Source organism: Paenibacillus anseongensis (genome assembly GCF_009757995.1).
GTDB lineage: Bacteria > Bacillota > Bacilli > Paenibacillales > NBRC-103111 > Paenibacillus_E > Paenibacillus_E chondroitinus.
Genome location: NZ_WSEM01000004.1, coordinates 120783 through 138680, shown reverse-complemented (window position 1 = coordinate 138680; position 17898 = coordinate 120783). Strand labels below are relative to the sequence as shown.

The following is a 17898-nucleotide window of genomic DNA, read 5'->3' as shown; positions in this document are numbered from 1 at the left end:
TTTCATGCCATAAAATATTCTCAAGATGTTGTCCGCTTTCCTAGACTATGCCGCTTGACCATCCTTATATGTCTTTCGGACCTCGTCTTGCATTTCCAGATTCTTCATGATGTAATGAAAAGATCGTACTAGAACGGAAGTGATTTCACATCAAAAAGTTGACATGCTGCCTTATCGTTGTATGGTCAGTGATGTGCTTGGCGTTGCCCAAGCCTACTGCGCCTGCATTTGTACAAGCTCTCCAGCCCGTCGCGCCAAGTCCGCCTGAGATTAGTGGGTCGCTTCTGGCTGCATCTGCGCCAGTACCAGTACCGCTGCCGTCTGCTGAACCCATTACGCCTGTAGAGCACCATTATCAGGTGCCTAATATCCCTGCTTTATCACAGCTGCCGGAGCTGCCCAATGGGTGCGAAGCTGTGGCGGCTACCATGCTGCTGAATTGGGCTGGGCTTCCTGTCACCAAGGAGGAAGTGGCTGACGCGCTCCCTAGAGGCGAGATGCCTGCTGAGAACGCCGATGGGGCTTTTGTGGGCGGAAATCCAGAAAACGTTTTTGTCGGCAACCCCTATAAGGCGGGCTATGGCATTTACCATAAACCGATGTATGCCACAATGAACCAGCTATTGCCTAGGCGTTTCAAAGATATCACAGGTGCTTCTTTTGAAACGCTGCTGGACGTTATAGAAGCAGGCAAGCCCGCCATGATTTGGGCTACGGAACATATGGATACCCCTTATCTGGATCTGGAATGGCAAGATGACGAGGATCGGCTCGTGGAATGGTATCAACCTGAACATGCCTTACTGCTAACCGGCTGGGACGATGATTACGCCTATATGAACGACCCAATGACCGGACAGCAGGAAGCTTATGCATTAAGCGACTTCAAGCAAGTATGGGAGCTTATGGGCTCGCAGGCCATTACCTTGAACTAAGCAGCTTTCCCTATAACGAAAAAAAGCATGAACGTCTCTTTCCTTCCAGAACGAAGGAGCGTTCATGCTTTTCTTATAAAGGATCCAACTGCACGGAAGCTTGCTTCCCGCTTAGCTGAATGCCTGTTTGCTTGCGTCCATAAGCGCTTAAGTCCTTCACCAGCTCTTCAAGCAAAGCTTTGGCCTGAGCGCCTTCTTTGCCCGAAATCTTCACGACCAGCTGCACAGCATCTCCGCCTTGCTGGATCCGTACCGCCTGCTGGCGCTTCGTATCCAGATCGTGATCCTCGATGTGCGGCGTTAAGCGCAGTTCTTTCGTCTTTGGCGCTTGCTCCCGCTTGCGGGCTTGCTGTTTCTCCTGCATCGCTTCCTGCTTGGCCTGGCCCGCTCCAATTAATTTGCACGGCGGCGGGCTGCTCATGAGCGAAGTACACACCAAGTCGACTTTCAACTGCTTCGCCAGGAGCAACGCTTCCTTCGTGGACATCACACCCAGGTCTTCACCCTGAATACCCGTGACATGAACCTCGGAGGCTTTGATTTTCTCATTCATAATCATCACCCGTATTACCTCCTATACGTACAACCCTTTTCTCATAAACTATACCATATTAAGTAATGAAAAAAAGTCCCGGACCGCGTCCTGTCGCTCCATAAAGGAACTTCAGACCCGCAATCCGAGACTTTATTCAGCTTGCTATTACTTTTTGAGGGCTTTCAAGATAACAGTAACAGCCTCAGCACGCGTAGCGTTTGCCTGCGCCTTGAAGGAACCGTCGCTATAACCGTCGATTACATGGCTAGCCGATGCAGATGCAACGGCGCTTTGCGCCCATTCGGAGATCGCTGTGCGATCCGTGAATGTATTGCCTGCCGCTGCTGTAGGCAGCTTGGCTGCACGAACGATCATCACCGCCATTTGTTCGCGGGTGATTTGATCATCCGGTCCAAAGGAGCTGTCGCTGTAACCGGAGATAATGTCATAGGCTGCCGCTGTTTCAATTGCTTTGCGCGCCCAGTGATTGTTCGTGTCGGCAAAACCTTTGCCGCTCTTCTCTTGAAGCTTGAATGCTTTGACAAGAAGCGATGCAAATTCCGCACGCGTAATCGTACGATCCGGTCCGAAGGTGCCGTTAGGATAGCCTTCGATCGCTCCAGCTTGAATGAGCTCGCGAATATTCGCTTCCGCCCAGTGGCCGGCGATATCGGACAGGGTGCCTTGACCTGTAGAACCAGTATTCGTTGGATCTGTCGGCTTCTTATCTGTTGCAATTACGGCGAATTTCGTGAAGTGGTTGACTATGCCGCTAACTGTCGACTTGTCTTTATCGACGCTTGGGTTGCTGAGTGCAATCCACTTCTTCGCTGTCTCATCGTACCAGTAGACTGCCACGTCAGACTTGGTCAGATCTACCTTAGTCAGGTCAAACGGTAGGCTAATCGTTAGATTAGCAGTGAAGTTGCCTGTTAAATCTTTCTTGATCTCAAACACATCGCTGATTAGCTTACCAGAAGTGCCTTTCAGCATTTCATCGGTATTCGTTACTTTCTCAACCGTTACCCGGAAATCCGTGTTTGCCGCTCCAGCTGGAATAACAATCGTCACACCGTTATCCTTCACCGTTCCTCCGTTAGAAGAGGAGATCAGAGTGCCGCTAGGAGCGGAGCCGCCGCCTGATGAAGAGGATGGATTAGATGGATTAGTTAACGTAACCTTTAAGATCTCGGAACGGTCTCTGACTCTAATTCTCGGGTGCATATCCGAATCGCTGGAAACCTCGCCAATAGAAGCCAAACCGACTACGGAAACATTTGCTCCGTCTGTAACGAACGGAAGCGCCGTTCCTTTTGTAATGTATCCGTTAATGAAGACAATTGCCGGGCCGGACCCATCATTAATTGTAAATTGGTTAATGGTTCCGTCCGTGTCTTTGTAAATATTTGACACGACGCCTTGTGTTTTCACCAAGTTTCCAGTATTCGTGGATGACATGGAACCAGCTGTCGTAAGAGTAGTAGGCGCCAGTTTTTGGATACTTGGATCCAAAACAGTCATTTTGCTAACCATCAACTCTACTTCACCTTGATAATGCGTGATCGTACCTTCAAACCTTGCCTTCTGTCCTTCTTGGATGCCTGAGGCAACCGGGAATAGATTGATCCCGCCCGTTGCGTCCTGCGCATAAATAGAGTCGAAGAAGCCTTTGTTTGTATCAGGATTTGTGCTTTGCGTATTTACCTCACTCGTCGCTGTTGCTTCAATGATGACTTCTGTTCCATCCGGCAGATTCTTGGCGTTGGCTACGCTTGTAATCGTTATCGGATTAACAATTTTATAGAGATTGTCCATTAAATTATAGTTGGCATAAGGCAATGTCCCTGCGTTGTCCAAAGTCACTTGGATTTCAAAGTTACTCATGAATGATCCGCCGGCAACGACGACAAGCGAAGTTTTACCGTTCGGATGCGTGACAGTTTCAGATGCCGCCAGCATTTTTTCTTCCGGGTTTGTTGCCATCTTGCTGTTTGGATTTGCATATTTCGGTATATAAAGCCCTTGAGAATTACTCATTCCCTTATCGGTTTTATTCGTTCCGACTGTAATGTAAGGAAAAGTAGCTTTAGTCGTCCCGTATCCAAAGTTGTCATTATCGGTTTCAGCCGAATACGTGGTTGGGAAGCCAAAAACAAGCGGGCTTACCGATGTCGGCAGCGTTGAGGTTCTCTCTCCTGTCGCCGGGTCTACAGCGTAAATGGTTGAACCTGAGTACTGGCTGTAGGTCTGCCCGTCGACTACGCCTTGCAGCAACGGATTAGCCATATTGAACTCTGTCGGATACAATCTGTATGGTTGTCCACCGTTTTTATCATCGTCCATCACCTCATCGTCACTTTCGCGCAGCGTGGAGCCGATGGCTGTCAGGACGTCGTTCTGAAGCTCGGACATATGTTTCTTCGGCGAAGACGGATCCGTGTTTGTGGATTCACCAAAGTCCGCGATATTTCCGAAGACAAGCGTGTTTCCGTTTTCCGAGAATGCTTTCAACGCAGCAATTTCTTCTGGTGTGTAATTCGCCGGAGTCGGCCATGCAGTAACGCTTTTTCTAGACGGAGCATTTAAAATGATCATTTTGTATTTAGGATTGCTTGTAGCGGCAATGAAATCCGACGACGTTTTCAACTGTACAACTCTCACACTGTTTGCGCCTGCGAGAGTCATCATATTGGCCATTGTATCCGGATAGCTGCCTCCGCTGACGTACTCATTGCCGTGTGAGGCGTCCAGCCCGACATACGACACGGAGTTGATATCTACGACCTTCATCGTATTGGTCCCTGTATAAGTCTTATCGACTCCGTTCACCGTAAGCACAGCGTTAATTGTTACTGTTTTTGGCCCAGGGGTCGTCGGTGTATAGCTGAATTCATGCTTTGCGACACCGGAAGGCGCAATGCTTGTGCCAGGCGTATACGATTTGTTGGCTGCGGAATCTCCGTCTACGGTATAAGAAATAGACTTAAGTGTGACGGGTGTGCTTTCATTATTAAAGAAATTTGTTGTTACATTCAACGCCTCTGTTGTAACAGGCATGACGGAACTGTTAGTTACCGAAGTGATTCCGACTTTCGGCGCTGAGCCAAGCCATATCGGTGCTGTGACAGCTACAAAACCTTGGTTATCCGTGATAATCGCGAAGTAATAACCGGCAGCAGGCGCCGTCATCGAATAGGTGTAATTAACGTTACTACTTCCACCAGAGTAGGTCTGCTGATCTACAATTTTTCCTCCGTAGCTTATCAGCTTGATAGATGCGATATTACTAGTCGCTACACCTGGGTTTTTATTGGCTGCTGTTACCGTAATGTTGGCAGTCGCAGGGGGAGAATTCAAAATTGCGCCCATGCTGTAAGTGTTCGTCCCGTCGGACAGATGATAGGTGACATCCAAATCCCTGTTTTCTGTCGACCATACCGAACGGTCGTGCAATGCTGTATAAATTCCGCTCAATGTATAATCGTTTGTGTAAACGACTGTCGCAGCGGTATTCGATGTTCCCCAACCTTTTTTATGATTATCTCCGTTATTTGTTGGTGCTACGTGCCATCCTTTATCTAATGCCAAAATAAACTGGTCGACAGATCGGAAGTATCCGCCTGAGCCGATCGCGCCTTCGCCGTTTCCTGCTTCAACGAGAGTGACTTTATCGTCAATGGCATTGTTATGATAACCAAAATCGGCAAAGTTACCGAATGTAGCTCCGGGATGGTTCAACTGTGAAATGGAGCCCGGCGTACTCTGAAGCATTTGATAATAGGTTTGCAGACCACCATCATTTGTTTTGTTATTCAAAGTCGCGTTGTTGCGGCTGACAAAACCTGTTGTATTAAACGTATTCATGTGTCCTGGACCACCGGACCATGTCATCTCATAACCGTAGTCGGTTATGTAAGTAGGAGTGGCTGCATCTATCGCCGCCTTTTTACCGGCAAGCCAAGGAGCGTTGGTTGTGTTGTAATTATTGATATTTTGATCCTTGGTAACATCATAAGTTGCTGAATCGTAAGAGTTTGAGTGGTCTGTTACGATAAAGAAATCAAATTTACCCTGGTCTCTTGCATAAGCGTACGCCTCCGGCAAGGTCCCTTGACCGTCTGAGTTCATCGTATGCGCGTGAAGTGATCCGTAATAGTTCTTCTCGCCACCGGTTGCTTTCTTGGCCGTATAGGAGAAACTTTCAGAAGCACTGTCCACATAGTTTTGAAGTGTCGCCTTTGCAGCTATTCTTACCGGGAAGTACGAAGCATCCAATGTAATAGGAGCTGTGTAGGTTTGATTGGCTGTACCCACCAGAGTACCGTCTGTGGAAGTAAAGGAGTTTCTGTATACAGAATAAGTGATCGTTGAACCCGCCGTATCTGATGATAATGTGATGGGTGTTGCGGGATCAATTGCAGAACTACCTGGGCTTGCTAATACTTTTGCGACCTGGCTTTGTGTATAGGTAAATGTTTGAGTCGACGTTGTATAGGAGCCGTCTGACGCTGATGCTGTAATCGTTGCTGTTCCGTTTTGGAATGCATCAACTGTAATATAAACGGAATTTGTCACACTAGTTACAGGAGCTCCTCCGTTTAAGCTATAAGTGATTTGCGCGACTGTTGTTGGTGTGGTAAGCGTCACTCTGGAATTAAGAGGGATTGTCGTTCCGGTAGGCACGCTAGATGTCATAAATTCAACGGTCGGCGCTGGAACCGCGACGAGATCGGCAACATTGGTAGAAAGCAGCTGTACGCCGTTGAAATAACTGGCTATGGACCTTGTAATGTTAACATAGCTTCCTGAAACGCCAACTGCACTAGTAATACCATTACTGCGCAATGTCGTTTGTATGCCTGCCTGGCTTACTGTGTGATTATAAAGAGTTCCTGGAGCTGTTCCGCCAACCGTGTTGAGCTTTACCGTATCGAAGGAGACCAGCATGCCCTCGTATGTCCGGTCAGCAAGCTGGCTGAACATAATTTTGGTCGGAGTTGGAAGAGTCGGGCTAGCGTTGCGTACAACAATATTTGTTGTTACATCATCTGGAACAATCTCCATCAAGCCGTTATACAACGTTGCTTTACCATAGACATAGATTTCTTTGCCAACATAGGAGGAGATATTTGCGCCGGATTTAAAAATAACGAGACCGCTGCCGGCATTCATACCGTCTTGCACGTACAGAGTATTAGTGGCAGTTGAGTACGTACCGATGCCTTTTACCCAGGCATATTTCCCAGCATCGAGCTTTTTCGCGTCAGCATTCGATGTGATAGTTTGCTGATTGAAGGATAATGTAGCGACATCGGACGGCAGAAGCTTCGTCGGCGACTTCGCTACAGCTTTCACGACAAACGGATTTGTTCCTGTAAAACCGCCTTCGGAAAGAGCTGTGAAAGGCGTTGTGTATAATTTAGTGGAACCGCCAGCTGTTGTCGCCGGAGTTGTACCGTCTGTTGTGTAAAAAATTTGTGCGTTAGTATCTGTATTCGTTAAAGTAATGGGTGTAACGTCTAGTATCGCACCGGTTGTATCCGGCGACGCTGTTACGGCAGGTGTCGTATACGCTGGATCTTTGGCTCCGTAGAGTTGAAGACCGTTAACTGTGTAAGTACCACCTGTACCGATTGTACCATTTCCTTCAGAAGCATCAGATTTCTGAATAATTCTGATATATAACGTATTTTGATTCGCTGCCTCTGCCGGCAAAGTCATACCAAATTGCTCGAGAGACGTACTCTCGATTTTAACGGTATAACCTGTATCGGCAACTTTATTTCCGAATACAGTCCAGCTTGTTCCATCAGTACTCCACTCTGTATTAAGATCACGAGGACCAGTTCCTGAAGAACGTGTGCCATAATTAAAAATCAGATCCTTAAATCCAACAGTGGAAGTCTTAATGATCCAATATCCTTTATCCATCTGTCCACTGAAATTAGTGTTTGAGATCCCTCCAGAAGCATAGCTTAATCCTGAAGTTACTTGGGTATTACTTTTAAATAATTGCAAAGTTGAACTTGGATTGGAATAATAACCACTTGTTGCTGCAAAGCTTGGGGCCGCAGCAGTAACTTGCGCAGCACTGGTATAGTTCCAGGTTGCAATATCCGTTTTTTCCACAATACTTTGCGGTGGATTTTCAACCGAATTGCTGCCGCTAATTGCAGCGAATGCCGTTGTAGCTGGTAAAGCAGGCGATATCAAGTTCACTAATAGTAAACTTGACATACCTATACGCCACAGCGCTTTTTTTAATGCTTTCATGTCCTCTCTCCTTGTTTCATTTTATTTATTGTAAAATCTTCGCTTAAATGAAAGGATCTAAAGAGTCAGCAGGATGGCGAAATGACCCCCGCTTGTCTTACTGCCTCCCCGATTGTTTCATTCGGGCAAATATTTTCACAAACATTGTTGATGTTTTACCAATACCTAATGGGGACATTATGAAATGTCCCTATTAGATCAACTTGTCATCTCGTTTCCTTGAAAATCTAATTAAACAAAGGTTAATAAATAATCCAAATAATGGTTAAACATTAGAAATTACCCGTTCGACAAGCCACAGTCCGCCTAGCACCAGGGCTAGAGCAGAGCAGGCAACAGCCACGTGCCTCGAGTGCTTCCAGCGATAAAGAAGAGCTAACGCGGGCAGTAGCACAGCAACAATGATTACCTGAACGGTTTCAATGCCGACATTAAAACTAATCAGATCAACAGCCAATTCGCTCTTCGGAATGTTCATTTCTGTCAAAATGTCCGCAAAACCCATCCCATGGATCATCCCGAAAAAGAAGGTCAATACCCATCGGTAGCTGATTTTCTTGCGAATCAAGTTGTCCAAAGCGACATAACAAATGCTCAGCGCAATGGCCGGCTCCACAATACGGGAGGAGATATGGATAACACCTGTGACTGTCAAAGCCAAGGTAATACTATGCGCGATCGTGAACGCTGTAATCGTCCCCGCATACTGCTTGAACGTTTGCCTTGCGATGAGCAAGGAGAATAAGAACAAAAGATGATCGTATCCCGATAAAATATGATTCATGCCCAGCACGAAAAAAGAAAACCAACCGTCCATCTTGCTTGACGAAGCTTCCTCCTCAGGCTTTTGCGGCTGAGGCGTTGTATCGCCCGACTGCAATCCGGCGAAATCATTTTCCGTCATTTGCTGCGTCCAGGTCCGGTTGTTACCCGAAAGTGCGGCTGTGCTTTTCTGAGCTCCGTAATAAATCGTCATCAGATTTACGTAATTACTCGCTGTGTCATTTAAATACAACTGATCGGTCAGCTGGATCGACTGGGATGCCCCTACCGGTGGGAAGGAGATCTTCATAATTGCCCTTTTTCGGTACATACCGAAACTCTCAAGTTGGGGCCACGCTGCGGCTTCTCCGTTAATTTTGACAACGAGGTTGCTCTGCAGAACCGTCAGCAACTTCTGATCCACTGCAGCGAATTCCTCAGAATCGAGTGTTCCATCATGATTGGTATCGCCACCTACAAGCTCTATGACCGATAAGTCATCGAGTGCATAAGTAAGCTCCGTCTTGGATTTATAAAATTCCAATGTCGAATAGGTCGCGCTGTAGGCATGAGCATCCGCTCGATGATCAATGGACAGAAGCACAATTAGCGCCATGAAAATTGATAGAAAGAAACGCCATCGACAAACCGCCATATATGCCCTCCTTTTCTGTTTCTGCTTCTAGTTCTGCAGAAATCGGTAGTAATATTCGATGCTTACCAAATCTATCATTCAATTGTTATATCCAAGTCAAATGCTTGTAATTAAATTATTAAGTTCAATAGTTGAAAACTTTCCAATGTCCAGTTATTTACGAGGGTTCCAGATATATTTTCCAATTCTATCGATATATCCAATCCTTCCATCGGACAAGCTTACCTTGGCAATGCCACTTCTAAATTCTCCGGCCACATTGCGCTTTAAATAGTTGCTCTCATCTTTCGTAATTACCGGAGCAATACTTACTTTCCCTTCCTTATTCATATACCCGCCAGCCCCATCAGCAATGGGAGCTAAGCCCTCTGATATCAGCGTTTCATCATAGCTATCATTTAAAGTAGGGCCAATTTTATAGGCTCCTGTTTCATCTATATATCCTATTGAATATTGGTTGATACTTTCGCCAACACATACCTTTGCAAGCCCTTCTGAAAAATCATATGCCCTTGCATATTTAGGCTCTATCTTCATGTTGCCCTTTGTATCAATATATCCGTACTCAACAGTGGACCGATCCTTATTCTGCACAGCTACGGCTGCTAATCCACCCGAGAAGCTTTTGCCGGAGACATATTTACTAGCGTCAATCATCACTTTTCCTGTTTTGTCGATATACTGGTAGTGCTTGTCATCCTTTACGATAGCTAAGCCATCTGAAAAGCTGCTAGCTTCATGATATTGAACTGGAATAATCATTTTCCCATAGCGATCAATGTACCCGTACATTTCGGTTTTATCGTCTTGCACTAATATCAGACCTTCACTTTGCGTCTGCAAACCCGTTCCATTGAACAGCATGGAAACGATCTGCATTTCAGGAGGTAACGTGTATAAAACCTTACCCTTACTATCCAAGATGAAATAGGTAAGATCATACGTCATCGCATCTACTTGAATCGCCCCGGCTACACCTTCGTTATACTTGGTGATATAGGAATAATCCGGCTTTACTACCATTTTTCCTGTAGTATCAATGGCGCCATATTTTACACTATCTTGTTCCATCGTCTGTTTGCTGCCATCTGAATTATTATTTAATAGAACAACGGCGACACCATCATGAAAATCATCGGCCCATGCGTAAGTTGGTTCTACAACAATCTTCCCACTTTTATTTATATAGCCCCATTTTCCATCAACTTGTATCGGATATAATAATGTCTTTTCATTGTTCTTCTTGTTTACAGCTAAAACACCTATGATTATCGCTACCATAATTAAAATGATAATTGGCACCCATATGTTACTTTTCTTCATTAGTCTATTTTTCAATTTTAATTATCCTTTCTGAATGTAACGAGCAAAATCTATTACTACTTCATTCTATTAATTTTTGTTTTGGCTGCATAAGCGTCATGATAAGCTTTGGTAAAGGATTCGACATAATCTGACAAAAACTGGAATGACTCAACAGACCCCTTATACCGAATCTGAAATAAATGCAAAAAGAGCGCACTCGAAGGGACGAATGCGCTCGTGATACCACTATAAATGCCATGCAATGCTAACGTGCAGCGAAGTCATTCTTAATCATTGTGATTGCACCTGATCTTTCGCTATAATGAACCCATCCATTCCATTAAGTCGAAAAGTAGTTGAAGGAGATGTTTACCTAGCATGAATAAAAAACAATTAGAAGAACAGATGATCGAGAACTATAAACGCGAGGAGCATATGATGATTCTCGTTTTTGCCCAATGGTGTATCAATCATGATTTAGACCCGGCAGCACTTTATCGTGCTGCTTATCCGGATCAAGAGGACAATGCCTCACTTCAGCAAGCTCTTGATCTAACGGTTCCCAAAGAGGAGGCCGGCGAAGTGGCGGATCACACCGTATTAGGCGTGCTGTCTCTCTTCGGCAACGAGGAACTTGCGTTCATCGTGACACAGGAGATCGATAAAAGGAACAAACGAAGTCGTTAACCCCCTAAACCGTTAACACCCTAAAGGAAATCAGACCTTAATTGCTGCGAGATCAAAAGCTTCGGCCAGCAGCTCAATCGTCCGCTGTCTCGTCTCAGGCAGGTAACCGCCGGCAACGACCATGACTTCATCCACCTGGTAGCTGTCAGCCAAGTTCAGCATTTGTTCCCGAACTTGCCCTGGATCTCCGATAATCATCCGGGACCGATTATCTCTTACTCGCGTTTGATCCCAATCCGAGTAAACATAGTTAGCCGCTTCTTCAGGCGATTTCACTCCGGTGAACTCGCCTTTTTCCATTTGCAGAATGCGCAAATCGATGGAACCGGCGAGTTCCTCCGCCTCTGCCTGCGTTTCGGCGCAGAGCACATAGATGCATACCGTCGCCTGCGGCACGACATTAAGCGCGGACGGTTTGAACGAGCTGCGGTAGCTGCGCACCGCATGCTGTCCGCCCGCGCCGTTAATGAAGTGCGCGAAGCAGAACGCTGCGCCTGCCTGCGAGGCGTACACCCCGCTCTGCCCGGTGGAGCCGAGCAGCCACACCTGGGGCACTCCAGCCACCATCGGGGTGGCGCGGATGCCCTCGAACACATGCCCGGGTTCCACCGAATCGGTGAGGAACCCGAGAAGATCCGTGACTTGCGCCGGGAACCGCTCAAGTCCTTCGAACAGATCAGCGCTGACCCCTCTCAGCGCTTTGGCCGTGTGCGGCGTGCCGCCCGGTGCACGCCCGATACCAAGGTCGATACGCCCCGGATACAACGCTTCGAGCATCCGGAAGTTCTCCGCGACCTTGTAGGAGCTGTAATGCGGCAGCAGCACGCCGCCTGAGCCGAGCCTGATGCGGCTTGTGCGCGCCGCTAAAGTCGAGAGCAGCACCTCCGGAGAAGAGCCGGCGAGCCCTTGCGAGTTATGATGCTCCGACACCCAGAATCTCGTGTAGCCTAGGCGATCAGCCAACTGCGCCAGCTGAATCGTCTGCTGCAGCGCATCGCTATGCGTAAAACCGGAAGAAACCGGTGATTGATCAAGAATACTTAGTTTCAGCATAGTCATCCCTTCTTTCTGAGTCATCTGCCGATGGATTAATTATACAACGTCCTGGAAGCAAAAGAAAAAGGACGAACCCCTGGAAGGCGTTGTCCCCGATGTGAACTATGTCTTTAGTGATCCTCTTACTTACTAAAAGTTTATGACTTTGGCATCATTTTATGCCTTACTTTTTTGTAAATAAACCTCATCTCGTCTATGCAGGATAGTTGTAGCCTGGCCGATTTGACCGGTTCATTCCTTGCTGCACGCGAGCTTTACGATCTGTAATACGATGAATGGCCAGAATGCATCCACTCAGCGCTGCGCCGCCCACTGTGAATCCAGCCAGCACATCGCTGGGATAATGAACGCCCAAATAAATCCGGCTTGCTCCAATGCACAGAACAAATACAACAGTCACAACCGGTACCAGCCATGCTGCCTTCCATCCGCTACGTACATTGATCCATATTAAGTAGCCTATCAATCCGTAAAATAAAATAGACACCATCGCATGGCCGCTAGGGAAGCTGAAACCTGTCTCCTCAATGAGCCACGGTCCTGCAGGGCGTTTGCGTTCAATTAATCCTTTAATCAAGATGTTAAGCCCCCACGTAGCCAGAACACCTATGAACAGCACTAGTGTCTCCCATCTCTGTTTCCATTTAAACAACAAGATTGCAGCAACCACTACGAAAACGATGCTTTCTGCTTTTGCTTTTCCGAGTGTAGTAATAAAAATAACAATTGGCGTTAGCCCTTCACTTCGAAGTGACTGAATAGCCCTGCTAATTCCTGCATCAAATGTTTGTAACCAACTGGACGACAGGCTCTGCCATAAGATAACAAAGCCAATTAGCAGCACGCATGCCGCCCCTAACCCCCAGAAAAAATCTTTGTATAATGGTTTCCCCTGCATGCTGATTTCCCCTCTGATGATCGCTAGATTTCCTTATTCGTCAGGCCCGTTTGCGAGCCCGTATCGACTGTCTTTTTTTGAGCAGCAGCGGAATTAATGCAAATAGGATGTACATCCCGACGGCTGCATAAAATTTGCCAGATCCAATATCTTGCAGTGATGCGCCAAACACGTTGTAGACCACTGCTCCTGGAATTATACCAATGAGCGTCCCCCATGTGTAGTCCCAAAAACGAATTTTGGAAAGCCCGGCCCCGTAGCTGACACCGTCAAACGGAAAAAAAGGCATCAAGCGCATGTACAAGACGACCATGAACCCTTTCTCTTCAGCTTTCTGATCAAAAGATTGCAGCTTCTTATTGCGTAAAATCCGTTGAAAGCCATTTCTGCCCCATTTTCGCGTTATATAAAAAGAAAGCATCGCACCGGCACCGGCTCCAATGATATCGTAGACCGTCCCCCAAAAAGCGCCAAACACATAGCCCCCATACAGCGTCAACGGCGTTGCCGGAAACAATACCAAAGGACGCAGCGTGTAAACAATAATGTACAAAAGCCCGCCTAGCAGGCCTGAATGCCGCAGCCATTCCGTCACTCGACTTAAATCCAAGCGAGCCCATACTCCGGTCCACTGCAGAACGAGCAAACCCGCTCCAGCAGCCAGAAACCATCCCACTAATAACCAAAGCGACTTTGAGCGCGGCATTGGCTGCCTCCTTTCGGCACAGTCTTATTTGACTTCCATCTTACAAAACCGAAGGGGCAATATCAACAATTTGGCGCTTTTGCTTATTGGCAGCTACAAGGCTTCGCAGTGTGGGGCTAAGAGGCTGGTTGGAATTGTTGTGCGAGGATAAAGGAACTAGAGGCCCCTATTCTATCAAATTCAGCCCGTTTCCACGTTCATGCGGAACTACAGGGCCTTATTTGACCACTAAGCCCGTTTTCTTTAAGGAAACGGACAAATAGAGTCCCACAGTTCCTCTCCGTGCGAAGTAGGGCCTATTCCGGATGAAATAGAGCCCTGTAGTTCCCGTCGCTGGCCAGGGAGGAACCACTCAAGCGATTGCAACAATTTTCTTGAGTGGCCCAACCCAATGCCAAAAAAACCGCCAAGACAAATCGTCTCAACGGTTTTCTCAATTTTTAAGCCAAGTTGCTTCCGCTAATGCTTAACCCGCACAGCACTTCTTAAACTTCTTACCGCTTCCGCACGGGCAAGGATCGTTCCTGCCTACTTTCGTGCGTGTTTTCATGTCAATGACATCTGCCACAGCAGGAGGTTGCTGGAGTACAGCTAGCGGTTTGGCAGGAGATAACTCATTCGGCGAATAACCCTTGAGAATCCATTGCCTTGTCGTATTATTCAAAGCTGCAATGTGATTCATAAAGCTTCTTGTCAGCTCTAAGTCGTTGATTTCAAGATCTTGTTGGATCGATTGAAGCAGAAAACCCGGCGTTGCTCCGTTGCGAATATGATCCCCACAATCCTCTACGATAAAGTCCGCCTCTTCAAACGAAATCGTATAGTTTTTGCGAATGAAGTCCACGAAAGCTTTGTGCGCTGGAGTCCGATCCACAAAATCTTTCTCCCCAGCAGCCAGAAGCTGCTCTTTGGTGAAAGGATACAGGGAGACACTCAATCGGGACTCCTGCTCCTGCTGCACTTGTTTCGGGTTGTTCAATAGAATATTATGATAGCCTCTGGAGTCTGGGCTAATTTGCATATAAAACACAAGCGAATCCTCTATAACAGCTGAGTACTCTTGCCAGTACACTTCCGTCCCCGTATAGCTCTCAACGAGGTTATGCAGCTCTTCGATACTGAGATGACCATAATAATACAAAAGGCCGTTCGTGAGCTTAATCCATTCCGCATTTCTTTGGAACTTCTCGCGGAAGTATTTGTAGTCCAGCTTTTGAAAGCTTTCACGCACTTCCTTCGGCATGGCTATGACAGGTTTCCCATTGTGCCTGCCAAGGAAAAGCAGCCCTCGCTCCACATAATAAGAAATCTGATCTACATCAATCAGCGTACTAGGGGCAACGCCGCCGCGCCCAGCAATTTGTTTCATAATTTGATAACGTTTATCATCGAATTTAAAAAATAAACTTGGCAGCGCGTTTGGAATATGCTCTACCAATGCCATAGCTAGATCCTGTTTCTTTAAAGTGCTTACCCCTTTAATCTCCAAATTAGTCCGAATTTCCGTAAGATCGCCTTTCGTTAATCGAACAAGACAGTCAGCGAGTGAAAGCGGAATTGTAAGCTCGGGTCCAAACTCCTCCCCTACATAAGCCTCATTCTGTTTTTTGGCGCTCTTGCGCTTGTCCATTTTCTTCATCCTTTCCGAAAAGAAAAACAACTTCAACTTTTAATGACATCCTACCATTGTACAATTTATCAGCCGTTTGCGATAGAGTTTCCCACTAGTTTCCATAAAAGTTAACGAATTAGCCATGAAAAAGGCACTTACCAACTTATCGGCAAGTGCCTTGCAAAACATTACTAACCCAGTTAAATTGGACGAGCAGCCACTCCCGCCAGGAAGCTGAGCATGAATTGAACCGCCAAACGCGATGTCACATTGCGGAGGTCCACAGTCGGATCAATGCAGACAAAATCCAGCCCCTGCACCTTCGGAAGCGCTCCTAAACGATAAAGGGCATCCATAGCGTCCCATGGGTTCATCCCGCCGGTGCCGATAGCCGGGCAGCCCGGTGCATAGGCTTGATCGATCACGTCAACATCAAAACTCACATACAGCACATCCGTATTTTTCCCGGCAAGTCCTATCGCTTCATCCAGCACGGCATCAATCCCCATACGTCTTACATCCCTTGAGGTATACACGTGTACGCCTTTGCTCTTCACATAGTCATGATATGGCTTAGAGTTCATGAATCCGCGGATTCCGATTTGCACGATGTCAGGTCCGTGAACCACACCGGACTCCAGGATGCCGCGAAACGGCGTACCATTCGTCACCCCGCCATCCTCGAAATTACGTACATCATGATGCGCGTCAAAATGAATGATGCCCACCTTCTGGCCCGGATGACGGTCAGCAAAGGCTTTGAGCGACGGACAGCTCGTCGAATGATCGCCGCCAACAATAATCGGGATCAAGTTAGGCTGCTCCTTGTACAGCACCCGGAGACTATCCTCGATACGTCGATGACATTCCGCGATGTCGGTCACATGCATCTGGATATCGCCGAGGTCACGGACGGCCAAATCCTGCAAATCGACGCCATATTCCATCGAATAGGTCGTAAAAGACTTGAACGCCGCACGAACTGTGGCAGGGGTCGTTGAAGCGCCCGAATGCGAGATCGACGACTTGGATAAAGGTACGCCGACAATCCCTGCAAGCAGCTCCTCATGGCCGTCCCAAGGGCGGATCCACTGGGCGACTTTGGTTTCCATATGATCACGAAACGCAGCTTGATCGGGCGATTTCAAATAAGGAATCTCATCACTCATAACGCTTCCTCCTCCTCTGTCGCCGCCACAAGCTGGCGGTTCCAAACGGTGGGTTTCCCGTTTTTTATCACACCATATGTGTGGTTGATCCCAAAATGATACGGGAGATAGGCAATGTTAGGCGCATCAAAAATCGCTAGATCCGCGCATTTGCCCACCTCGATCGATCCAATAACATCCCCGCGCCCCAGCGCATTCGCCGCGTTAATCGTGCAGGCGGTCAGAATTTCCTCTGGCGTCATTTTCAAATACAGCGACGCCAGCATCATGATAAGCTGTATCGACTCCGTCGGACAGGAGCCGGGGTTATAGTCCGTGGACAGGGCTACCGGCAGGCCGTACCTGTCGATCATGTCACGGGCACGCGCATGCGTGGCTAGACCGAGATTGAACGATGTGCCCGGCAGCAGCACCGGGATAACGCCGCTCTCAGCCAGAGCCGCAAGCCCCTTATCCGTTGCCGCCAGCAAATGCTCGGCGGATACTGCGCCTACCTCTCCCGCCAACTCGGCACCACCGAGCGGAACAATTTCGTCCGCGTGAATTTTCGCACGCAGCCCCAGACGCTGCGCTTCCGTTAAAATACGACGCGACTCCTCAACAGAGAAAACGCCATTTTCGCAAAACACGTCGCAAAACTCGGCAAGGCCCTCTTCCGCTACTTTAGGCAGCATGTCGCCCACAATAGCATCGACGAACGCCTCGCGTCGCCCCTTATACTCCTCAGGCACCGCATGCGCCCCCATAAATGTGGATACAACATCAACAGCGTGTGTCGCGTCCAAACGTTTGGCAACGCGCAGCTGCTTTAATTCCGCTTCTAATGAGAGACCATAGCCACTCTTCGCTTCAACAGTTGTAACGCCATTCAGCAGCATTTCGTTGAGGCTGCGGCGCGCCTTCTCATACAGCTCCTGCTCGCTTGCCGCGCGTGTAGATCTGACCGTATGAAGAATGCCCCCTCCCTGCGCCAAAATGTCCAAATACGGAACACCCGACCGCTTTAGCGCCAGCTCATGCTCACGAGAACCCGCATGCACGAGATGGGTATGCGGATCAACGAGACCGGGCGTGACCAGCCGTCCGCCGATGTCCAGCTTCACCGCTACTTGGCTCCCTGCAAACTGGTCTTGAAACACACTCGCCGGTCCGAACCAAGCAATTCTCCCCTGCCTAATGGCGATTACCGCATCCTTGATCTCACAAACCTCTTTCATGGACTCCCCGTAGCACGGTTTATTTCCCTGCGGGGTCACCAAACTGCCTATACCGGTGAGGAGCAAATCAATTCGTTCCATCTTCGCT

Annotated in this window: 12 protein-coding genes; 2 read left to right on the top strand and 10 right to left on the bottom strand. The window is 47.7% G+C overall.

Annotated elements, in window-relative coordinates:
* Window positions 1–191 precede the first annotated feature (191 nt).
* Window positions 192–935: a C39 family peptidase gene (locus tag GON05_RS02665; protein WP_246238810.1), complete on the top strand. Its 744-nt coding sequence runs from the start codon at window positions 192–194 to the stop codon at window positions 933–935.
* A 73-nt stretch (window positions 936–1008) separates the two neighbouring features.
* Here GON05_RS02665 and infC read toward each other — a convergent pair whose 3' ends face one another.
* The 4 genes from infC to GON05_RS02645 all read right to left on the bottom strand — a co-directional run bounded on the left by infC (window position 1009) and on the right by GON05_RS02645 (window position 10483).
* Window positions 1009–1494, bottom strand: a complete 486-nt coding sequence (infC, locus tag GON05_RS02660; protein ID WP_157318042.1) for a translation initiation factor IF-3 — start codon at window positions 1492–1494, stop codon at window positions 1009–1011.
* A 141-nt stretch (window positions 1495–1635) separates the two neighbouring features.
* Window positions 1636–7743 (bottom strand): S-layer homology domain-containing protein, encoded by a 6108-nt coding sequence (locus GON05_RS02655; protein ID WP_157317697.1) that lies wholly within the window; start codon window positions 7741–7743, stop codon window positions 1636–1638.
* Window positions 7744–8008: 265 nt separating this feature from the next.
* The gene (locus tag GON05_RS02650) at window positions 8009–9160 is read right to left on the bottom strand and encodes a HupE/UreJ family protein (RefSeq protein ID WP_157317696.1); all 1152 of its coding nucleotides are present in this window, start codon (window positions 9158–9160) and stop codon (window positions 8009–8011) included.
* Window positions 9161–9313: 153 nt separating this feature from the next.
* Window positions 9314–10483, bottom strand: a complete 1170-nt coding sequence (locus GON05_RS02645) for a WG repeat-containing protein (protein ID WP_157317695.1) — start codon at window positions 10481–10483, stop codon at window positions 9314–9316.
* Window positions 10484–10843: 360 nt separating this feature from the next.
* Here GON05_RS02645 and GON05_RS02640 point away from each other — a divergent pair, with 360 nt between their 5' ends.
* Window positions 10844–11152, top strand: a complete 309-nt coding sequence (locus GON05_RS02640; RefSeq protein ID WP_157317694.1) for a hypothetical protein — start codon at window positions 10844–10846, stop codon at window positions 11150–11152.
* Window positions 11153–11182: 30 nt separating this feature from the next.
* On the opposite strand, the gene GON05_RS02635 is transcribed toward GON05_RS02640, so the two are convergent.
* The 6 genes from GON05_RS02635 to hutI form a co-directional block, all read right to left on the bottom strand.
* Window positions 11183–12205, bottom strand: coding sequence for an LLM class flavin-dependent oxidoreductase (locus tag GON05_RS02635; RefSeq protein ID WP_127453773.1), 1023 nt, complete (start codon window positions 12203–12205; stop codon window positions 11183–11185).
* Window positions 12206–12401: 196 nt separating this feature from the next.
* A complete protein-coding gene (locus tag GON05_RS02630; protein WP_157317693.1) occupies window positions 12402–13106 on the bottom strand; it encodes a phosphatase PAP2 family protein in 705 nt (234 codons plus the stop codon).
* Between the two features lie 40 nt (window positions 13107–13146).
* Complete coding sequence (locus tag GON05_RS02625) at window positions 13147–13812, bottom strand: TVP38/TMEM64 family protein (RefSeq protein WP_157317692.1); 666 nt, start codon at window positions 13810–13812, stop codon at window positions 13147–13149.
* Between the two features lie 466 nt (window positions 13813–14278).
* Window positions 14279–15442, bottom strand: a complete 1164-nt coding sequence (locus tag GON05_RS02620) for a YecA family protein (RefSeq protein ID WP_157317691.1) — start codon at window positions 15440–15442, stop codon at window positions 14279–14281.
* A gap of 182 nt (window positions 15443–15624) precedes the next feature.
* Complete coding sequence (gene hutG / locus GON05_RS02615; protein ID WP_157317690.1) at window positions 15625–16593, bottom strand: formimidoylglutamase; 969 nt, start codon at window positions 16591–16593, stop codon at window positions 15625–15627.
* The gene (gene hutI, locus GON05_RS02610; protein ID WP_157317689.1) at window positions 16590–17891 is read right to left on the bottom strand and encodes an imidazolonepropionase; all 1302 of its coding nucleotides are present in this window, start codon (window positions 17889–17891) and stop codon (window positions 16590–16592) included. Before hutI ends, hutG begins: the two co-directional genes overlap by 4 nt.
* Between the last annotated feature and the right edge of the window lie 7 nt (window positions 17892–17898).

What these genes read in the sequence shown, in the direction of transcription:
- GON05_RS02640 (WP_157317694.1), top strand. Translation starts at nt 10,844, where the DNA reads ATGAATAAAAAACAATTAGAAGAACAGATGATCGAGAACTATAAACGC.
- GON05_RS02625 (WP_157317692.1), bottom strand. Translation starts at nt 13,812, where the DNA reads ATGCCGCGCTCAAAGTCGCTTTGGTTATTAGTGGGATGGTTTCTGGCT.
- GON05_RS02635 (WP_127453773.1), bottom strand. Translation starts at nt 12,205, where the DNA reads ATGCTGAAACTAAGTATTCTTGATCAATCACCGGTTTCTTCCGGTTTT.
- hutI (WP_157317689.1), bottom strand. Translation starts at nt 17,891, where the DNA reads ATGGAACGAATTGATTTGCTCCTCACCGGTATAGGCAGTTTGGTGACC.
- GON05_RS02645 (WP_157317695.1), bottom strand. Translation starts at nt 10,483, where the DNA reads ATGAAGAAAAGTAACATATGGGTGCCAATTATCATTTTAATTATGGTA.
- GON05_RS02630 (WP_157317693.1), bottom strand. Translation starts at nt 13,106, where the DNA reads ATGCAGGGGAAACCATTATACAAAGATTTTTTCTGGGGGTTAGGGGCG.
- infC (WP_157318042.1), bottom strand. Translation starts at nt 1,494, where the DNA reads ATGATTATGAATGAGAAAATCAAAGCCTCCGAGGTTCATGTCACGGGT.
- GON05_RS02665 (WP_246238810.1), top strand. Translation starts at nt 192, where the DNA reads ATGTGCTTGGCGTTGCCCAAGCCTACTGCGCCTGCATTTGTACAAGCT.
- GON05_RS02655 (WP_157317697.1), bottom strand. Translation starts at nt 7,743, where the DNA reads ATGAAAGCATTAAAAAAAGCGCTGTGGCGTATAGGTATGTCAAGTTTA.
- GON05_RS02620 (WP_157317691.1), bottom strand. Translation starts at nt 15,442, where the DNA reads ATGGACAAGCGCAAGAGCGCCAAAAAACAGAATGAGGCTTATGTAGGG.
- GON05_RS02650 (WP_157317696.1), bottom strand. Translation starts at nt 9,160, where the DNA reads ATGGCGGTTTGTCGATGGCGTTTCTTTCTATCAATTTTCATGGCGCTA.
- hutG (WP_157317690.1), bottom strand. Translation starts at nt 16,593, where the DNA reads ATGAGTGATGAGATTCCTTATTTGAAATCGCCCGATCAAGCTGCGTTT.